Raw genomic sequence first — 7,733 nt, 5'->3', positions numbered from 1 at the left:
GGCGGACGGCGGTGACGACGACGCGCAGTTCGCCGTCGACGGTGCGGAGGACCACGAGCTGCTCTGGTACGCCACCCAGGAGATCCCCAACCTGCTGGGCTGACCTGCGGGTCTGTCGAATGTCAGTGGCGGCGGGTATTTTTTCTGGACATGGGGACGCACACGGACGCGCACATCGTCTGGGACTGGAACGGCACGCTGTTCCACGACGTCGACGCGGTCATCGGGGCGACGAACGCGGCGTTCGCCGAGCTGGGACTGGAGCCGCTCACGCTGGAGCGGTACCGGGAGCTGTACTGCGTGCCGGTGCCGAAGTTCTACGAGCGGCTCATGGGGCGGCTGCCGACCGAGGCCGAGTGGGCGGTGATGGACGGGACCTTCCACCGCCACTACACCGAGCACCGGATGCGGTGCGGGCTCGCCGAGGGCGTGGTGGACCTGCTGGCGGGGTGGGCCGAGGCCGGCCGCAGCCAGTCGATCCTCAGCATGTACGGGCACGAGGACCTGGTCCCGCTGGTGCGGGGCTTCGGGATCGAGCCGCACTTCCTGCGGGTCGACGGGCGGACCGGGCCGTCCGGGGGCAGCAAGACGGAGCACATGGTGCGCCACCTCGGCGCGCTGACCGGGGTCGACCCGGCGCGCACGGTGGTGATCGGCGACGCGGCCGACGACGCGCTGGCCGCACGGCATGTGGGAGCGCGGGCCGTGCTGTACACCGGCGGGTCCCACGGGCGGTCCAGCCTGGAGGCGGTGGGGGTGCCGGTGGTGGACACGCTGGGGGAGGCGGTCGTGGAGGCGGAGCGGCTGGCGGCGGCGGCCTGACGGATGAGGAGGTCAGGGGGCGGGCGTGCTTGGCCGTCCTCGGTCGGCCTGCTCCTTTCCGGGGATCCGCGCCCTGACCCCGGGTCGGCCTGCCTGAGGTGGACCAGGGTTGTCGGGCTCCCTCCCCGGGGCCTCGACTTCGCGTGCCTCATGGCGGGCCAGGGGGTGTCTGCGCGGCCCGGCGTCAGCGGGGTGCCGTCGCGCCCACCCGTGCCGCCCTGCGGCACGATTGCCCGCGGGTGTGGCGGGTGTGGCGGGTGTGGCGGGTGTGGCGGGTGTGGCGGGTGTGGCGGGTGTGGCGGGTGTGGCGGGTGTGGCGGGTGTGGCGGGGAACGGCGGGTGTGGCGGGGAACGGCGGGGCTCGGGGACGACGGGGGAACGGTGGGGTGTGTGGGTCTGGCGGTGGGTGCGGGGGCATAGGGCGGTGAAGCGCACTGTGCAGAACGTCAAAGTTCGTGCCCCTGTTTTGTACACATACGGCTCATGACGGGGGCCCTGGGGAGAGCGATAGCCTGGGTGGCGTGATCAGCGCGATAGCTCGCGGGGACCTCGGTGTCCCTGCTGTGCGCCCGGCGAGCACGGACGACATCCGTGACCGGGTGGCAGTCGCTGATCTTCGCGGGCGGCTCGAAACGCGGCGTACCCCGAGAGGGCCGGCGTCACCGAGAGCAGAGTCACACTCGCCGAGCGCGTCGAATTCGGCCGAGAAGCCCCCGCTCATCTCTCCTTGCGGCATAGCGTCGGCACAGACCGGACACCCCGTGTCGTACCACCGCACCTCAGGGTCGGAGACCGTACTTCCTTCTACGTCACGCAACGGCGCGCGACAGGAGCCAGAGGACCATGCAGACCAAGCTGGACGAAGCCAAGGCCGAGCTGCTCGACAGGGCCGCCCGGGTAGCTGAGAACAGCCCGGCCGGGGGGAAACTGCCGACCGGGACGACGGACAAGGGCATGCCCGACCGGGACACCGTGCTCGAGTTCCTCCAGCGCTACTACCTGCACACCGCCCCCGAGGACCTGACGGACCGCGACCCGGTCGACATCTTCGGAGCCGCCTTCTCGCACTTCCGGCTCGCCGAGGGCCGCCCCCAGGGCACCGCCAGCGTCCGGGTCCACACCCCGACCGTCGAGGAGAACGGCTGGACGTGCAGCCACTCCGTCGTCGAGGTGGTCACCGACGACATGCCCTTCCTGGTCGACTCCGTCACCAACGAGCTGACCCGCCAGGGCCGTGGCATCCACGTCGTCATCCACCCGCAGGTCGTGGTCCGCCGGGACGTCACCGGCAAGCTGATCGAGATGCTCACCGCCCCGGTCGGCGGCGACCTCCCCCAGGACACGCGCGACCTTCCGCACGACGCGCACGTCGAGTCCTGGATCCATGTGGAGATCGACCGCGAGACCGACCGCGGCGACCTCAAGCAGATCACCACCGATCTGCTGCGCGTCCTGTCCGACGTCCGCGAGGCCGTCGAGGACTGGGGCAAGATGCGCCAGGCCGCGACCGCGCTGGCCGAGGCGCTGCCCGGCGAGCCGGTCCCCGCCGACCTGTCCGCGCCGCAGGTCGAGGAGGCCCGCGAGCTGCTGCGCTGGCTCGCCGACGACCACTTCACCTTCCTCGGCTACCGCGAGTACGAACTGCGCGCCGACGACTCGCTGGCCGCCGTCCCCGGGACCGGCCTCGGCATCCTGCGCTCCGACCCGCACCACGCCGAGAACGAGAGCCACCCGGTCAGCCCGTCCTTCGAGCGGCTGCCCGCCGACGCCCGCGCCAAGGCGCGCGAGCACAAGGTGCTGGTGCTGACCAAGGCGAACAGCCGGGCCACCGTGCACCGGCCGTCGTACCTGGACTACATCGGCGTCAAGAAGTTCGACGCGGACGGCAACGTCGTCGGCGAGCGGCGCTTCCTCGGACTGTTCTCGTCCGCCGCGTACACCGAGTCGGTGCGCCGGGTGCCGGTGATCCGGCGCAAGGTCGAGGAGGTCCTGGAGCGGGCCGGTTTCTCTCCGCACAGTCACGACGGACGCGACCTGCTCCAGATCCTGGAGACCTACCCGCGCGACGAGCTGTTCCAGACCCCGGCCGATGAGCTCCAGGCCATCGTCACCTCGGTGCTCTACCTCCAGGAGCGCCGCCGGCTGCGGCTCTACCTGCGCCAGGACGAGTACGGGCGCTACTACTCGGCCCTCGTCTACCTGCCGCGCGACCGCTACACCACCGGTGTGCGCCTGCGGATCATCGACATCCTCAAGGAGGAGCTCGGCGGCATCAGCGTCGACTTCACCGCGTGGAACACCGAGTCGGTCCTCTCGCGGCTGCACTTCGTGGTGCGCGTGCCGCAGGGCACCGAACTGCCGGAGCTGTCCGACGTCGACAAGGAGCGCATCGAGGGCCGGCTCGTCGCGGCCGCCCGCTCCTGGGCCGACGGCTTCGCCGAGGCGCTGAACGCCGAGTTCGGCGAGGAGCGCGCCGCCGAGCTGCTGCGCCGCTACGCCGGCGCCTTCCCCGAGGGTTACAAGGCCGACCACAACCCGCGCAGCGCGGTCGCCGACCTGGCCCGCGTCGAGCTGCTCGACGAGCAGCGGGACTTCGAGCTCAGCCTGTACGAGCCGGTGGGCGCCGCCCCCGAGGAGCGCCGCTTCAAGATCTACCGCAAGGGCGAGGCCGTCTCCCTCTCCGCGGTGCTGCCCGTGCTCCAGCGGCTCGGCGTCGAGGTCGTCGACGAGCGGCCGTACGAGCTGCGCTGCTCGGACCGGAGCGTGGCCTGGATCTACGACTTCGGCCTGCGCATGCCCAAGGCGCCGGGCGGCGGCGTGGACTACCTCGGCGACGACGCCCGCGAGCGGTTCCAGGACACCTTCGCGGCGACCTGGACCGGCAAGGCGGAGAACGACGGGTTCAACGCCCTCGTGCTGAGCGCCGGGCTGACCTGGCGGCAGGCCATGGTGCTGCGCGCGTACGCCAAGTACCTGCGCCAGGCGGGTTCCACCTTCAGCCAGGACTACATGGAGGACACCCTCCGCCACAACGTCCACACCACCCGGCTGCTCGTCTCCCTGTTCGAGGCCCGGATGTCCCCGGACCGGCAGCGCGCCGGGTACGAACTGGTGGACGCCCTGCTGGAGGAGGTCGACGCCGCCCTCGACCAGGTCGCGAGCCTCGACGAGGACCGCATCCTGCGCTCCTTCCTCACCGTCATCAAGGCGACGCTGCGCACCAACTTCTTCCAGGAGGCGAGCGGCGGCACGCCGCACGACTACGTCTCCATGAAGTTCGACCCGACGGCCATCCCCGACCTCCCGGCGCCGCGCCCGGCGTTCGAGATCTGGGTGTACTCGCCGCGAGTCGAGGGCGTGCACCTGCGCTTCGGCAAGGTCGCGCGCGGCGGCCTGCGCTGGTCGGACCGCCGTGAGGACTTCCGCACCGAGATCCTCGGCCTGGTCAAGGCGCAGATGGTGAAGAACACCGTCATCGTGCCGGTCGGCGCCAAGGGCGGCTTCGTCGCCAAGCAGCTGCCCGACCCGAACGCCGACCGGGACGCCTGGATGGCGGAGGGCATCGCCAGCTACAGGACGTTCATCTCGGCGCTGCTCGACATCACCGACAACATGGTGGCCGGCGAGGTCGTGCACCCGGCGGACGTCGTCCGGCACGACGAGGACGACACCTATCTCGTCGTCGCCGCCGACAAGGGAACCGCGAAGTTCTCGGACATCGCCAACGAGGTCGCCGAGTCCTACAACTTCTGGCTCGGTGACGCCTTCGCCTCCGGCGGCTCGGCCGGCTACGACCACAAGGGCATGGGCATCACCGCCCGCGGCGCCTGGGAGTCCGTCAAGCGGCACTTCCGGGAGCTGGGCGTGGACACCCAGAGCCAGGACTTCACGGTCGTCGGCATCGGCGACATGTCCGGCGACGTGTTCGGCAACGGCATGCTGCTCAGCGAGCACATCCGCCTGGTCGCCGCCTTCGACCACCGGCACATCTTCATCGACCCGAACCCCGGGGCGGCCGTCTCCTACGCCGAGCGCCGCCGCCTGTTCGAACTGCCGCGCAGCTCCTGGGCCGACTACAACACCGAGCTGCTGTCGGCCGGTGGCGGGATCTTCCCGCGCAGCGCCAAGTCCGTGCCCGTCAGCGCGCAGATCCGCGAGGCCCTCGGCATCGAGCCCGGCGTCACCAAGATGACCCCGGCCGACCTGATGAAGACGATCCTCACGGCACCGGTGGACCTGCTGTGGAACGGCGGCATCGGCACCTACGTCAAGGCGTCCACGGAGTCCAACGCCGACGTCGGCGACAAGGGCAACGACGCCATCCGGGTCGACGGCAAGGACCTGCGGGTCGCCGTCGTCGGCGAGGGTGGCAACCTGGGCATGACCCAGCTCGGCCGGATCGAGTTCGCGCTGCACGGTGGCCGGCTCAACTCCGACGCGATCGACAACAGCGCCGGCGTGGACACCTCCGACCACGAGGTGAACATCAAGATCCTGCTGAACGGTCTGGTCAAGGAAGGCGACATGACCGTCAAGCAGCGCAACAAGCTGCTCGCCGAGATGACCGACGAGGTCGGCGCCATGGTGCTGCGCTCCAACTACGCGCAGAACACGGCCATCGCCAACGCCCTGGCCCAGTCCAAGGACATGATGCACGCGCAGCAGCGCTTCCTGAAGCACCTGGTGCGCGAGGGGCGTCTGGACCGGGCGCTGGAGTTCCTGCCCACCGACCGCCAGATCCGCGAGCGGCTCTCGGCCGGGCAGGGGCTGACCGGAGCGGAGACGGCCGTCCTGCTCGCGTACACGAAGATCACGGTCGCCGAGGAACTGCTGCACACCTCGCTGCCGGACGACCCGTATCTGAAGGTGCTGCTGCACGCCTACTTCCCGTCCGCGCTGCGCGAGCAGTTCGCCGAGCACATCGACAGCCACCCGCTGCGCCGTGAGATCACCACGACGGTGCTGGTCAACGACACGGTCAACACGGGCGGAACGACGTATCTGCACCGGATGCGCGAGGAGACCGGGGCGTCCCTGGAGGAGATCGTCCGGGCGCAGACCGCGGCCCGCGCGATCTTCCGCTCCTCACTGGTGTGGGACGGGGTCGAGGCGCTCGACAACAAGGTCGAGGCGGACGTCCAGACCCGGCTGCGGCTGCACTCGCGCCGCCTGGTGGAGCGTGGCACGCGCTGGCTGCTGAACAACCGGCCGCAGCCGCTGGAGCTGGCGGAGACGGTGGACTTCTTCGCCGAGCGGGTCGAGCAGGTGTGGGCACAGCTGCCGAAGCTGCTGCGCGGCGCGGACATCGACTGGTACCAGAAGATCTACGACGAGCTGAGCGGCGCCGGTGTGCCGGACGAGCTCGCCGCCCGGGTCGCCGGGTTCTCCTCCGCCTTCCCGACCCTCGACATCGTGTCGGTGGCCGACCGGATGGGCAAGGAGCCGCTGGATGTCGCGGAGGTGTACTACGACCTCGGTGACCGGCTGCGCATCACCCAGCTGATGGACCGCATCACCGAGCTGCCGCGCGCCGACCGCTGGCAGTCCATGGCCCGCGCGGCGATCCGCGAGGACCTGTACGCGGCACACGCGGCGGTGACCGCGGACGTGCTGGCGGAGGGCAACGGCACGTCGACGCCGCAGCAGCGCTTCCAGGTGTGGGAGCAGAAGAACGCGGCGCTGCTCGGCCGGGCCCGCACCACCCTGGAGGAGATCCACAGCTCCGACGCGTTCGATCTCGCCAACCTGTCGGTGGCGATGCGGACGATGCGGACGCTGCTGCGGTCGCACTCGTAGGCGCGGGCCGTGGACGGCGCGGGCCGTCACACGGAGGCGAGGGGCGCCCCGGACTTCAGGGTCCGGGGCGCCCCTCGCCGTTGTGGTGCCTTAGGTGGGCATCGGCGGCGAACCGGTGCGTGCGCGTGGTGACGGTCAATGACTCCAGTGTGACTGTGCGCTTCTCGTCGTCCGACGCGTCCCGGAGGGCCGGTGCGTCCCGCGCCGCGTCCCGTCCGGCGGCCGTCGCCACGACCGTCGCCATGGTCGTGGCGGCACTCGTCCTCGTCCTGCTGGTACTGGTGGTCGTGCGCCTCCCGTGGGCCGGGGACCTGGGCATCCACGCGGCGACGGTGCAGCGGCTCCGGCACAGCCTGCTCGACCCGGGCAACCCGCTGGTCGACGCGGACACACCGAGCCCGTACTACTCGCCGTGGATGGTGCTGCTCGGGGGAGTCAGCCGGGTGACGGACCTCGAGGTGTTCACGGTCCTCCGGCTGGCCGCCGTGGTGGGGCTGGGGCTGCTGGTGACGGGCGTACGGCGGTACGTACGGACGCTGAGCGCGCACCGGGCCGCGCCCGCGCTCGCCCTGCTCAGCCTGCTGCTGCTGTGGGGCACGACCCCGTTCCTGTGGAGCGGCTTCCCGGGGCTCCACTCGCTCGCGCTGACGGTCGCGTATCCGAGCACGTTCACTCTCGGGCTCGCGTTTCATTTCTGGGTGCTGCTGGACAGGGCCGTGCGGCGGGTTGCGGGCTGGGGGGTGTGGCTCGGGCTGGGGGTGCTGTGGGCGGTGATCCTGCTCTGCCACCAGTTCTCCGGGGTCGTGGCCTCGGCCGGAGCGGTCGCCACGGTGGTCGCCGCGCGGCCCGGACGGGGGGTGTGGCCACGGGCGGCCGTCGCGTCGGCGGTGGGGGTGGCGGTGCTGTGGGCATGGCCGTACTACGACTTCTTCGCGCTGTTCGGTGCGGCGGGGGACGCGCTGGAGCCGGTGCACCGGGTGCTGTACGAGGAGCCGGTCGCGCGGTACGGACTGCTGCTGGTGGGGGTGGCCGCGCTGGTTCCGAGGTGGCGCCGTGACCGCGGGGACGCGTTGGTGGTCTTCTTCGGACTGGGGCTGCTGATCGTCGGGGCGGGG

2 protein-coding genes and 2 pseudogenes are annotated in these 7,733 nt (G+C 71.1%); all 4 read left to right on the top strand.

What is annotated here, in order from left to right:
* Positions 1-103: pseudogene (locus B9S61_RS43590) on the top strand (hypothetical protein); the annotation flags it as partial.
* A 47-nt stretch (positions 104-150) separates the two neighbouring features.
* Positions 151-822 carry an HAD family hydrolase gene (locus B9S61_RS30110; RefSeq protein WP_103545063.1) on the top strand — a complete coding sequence of 224 codons (672 nt, stop codon included), beginning with the start codon at positions 151-153 and terminating at the stop codon, positions 820-822.
* A gap of 843 nt (positions 823-1,665) precedes the next feature.
* On the top strand, positions 1,666-6,618 hold the full coding sequence (locus B9S61_RS30100) for an NAD-glutamate dehydrogenase (RefSeq protein ID WP_103545062.1): 4,953 nt from the start codon (positions 1,666-1,668) through the stop codon (positions 6,616-6,618).
* A 149-nt stretch (positions 6,619-6,767) separates the two neighbouring features.
* A pseudogene (locus B9S61_RS30095) lies at positions 6,768-7,733 on the top strand (hypothetical protein); the annotation flags it as partial.

Origin of the sequence: Streptomyces sp. SM1, assembly GCF_002910825.1 — a bacterium.
GTDB lineage: Bacteria > Actinomycetota > Actinomycetes > Streptomycetales > Streptomycetaceae > Streptomyces > Streptomyces okerensis.
Note: the sequence above shows the minus strand (reverse complement) of the source record. Positions and strands in the feature narration are given on the sequence as shown.

Coding starts and splice junctions, on each gene's coding strand:
- B9S61_RS30110 (WP_103545063.1), top strand. CDS start 151: ATGGGGACGCACACGGACGCGCACATCGTCTGGGACTGGAACGGCACG.
- B9S61_RS30100 (WP_103545062.1), top strand. CDS start 1,666: ATGCAGACCAAGCTGGACGAAGCCAAGGCCGAGCTGCTCGACAGGGCC.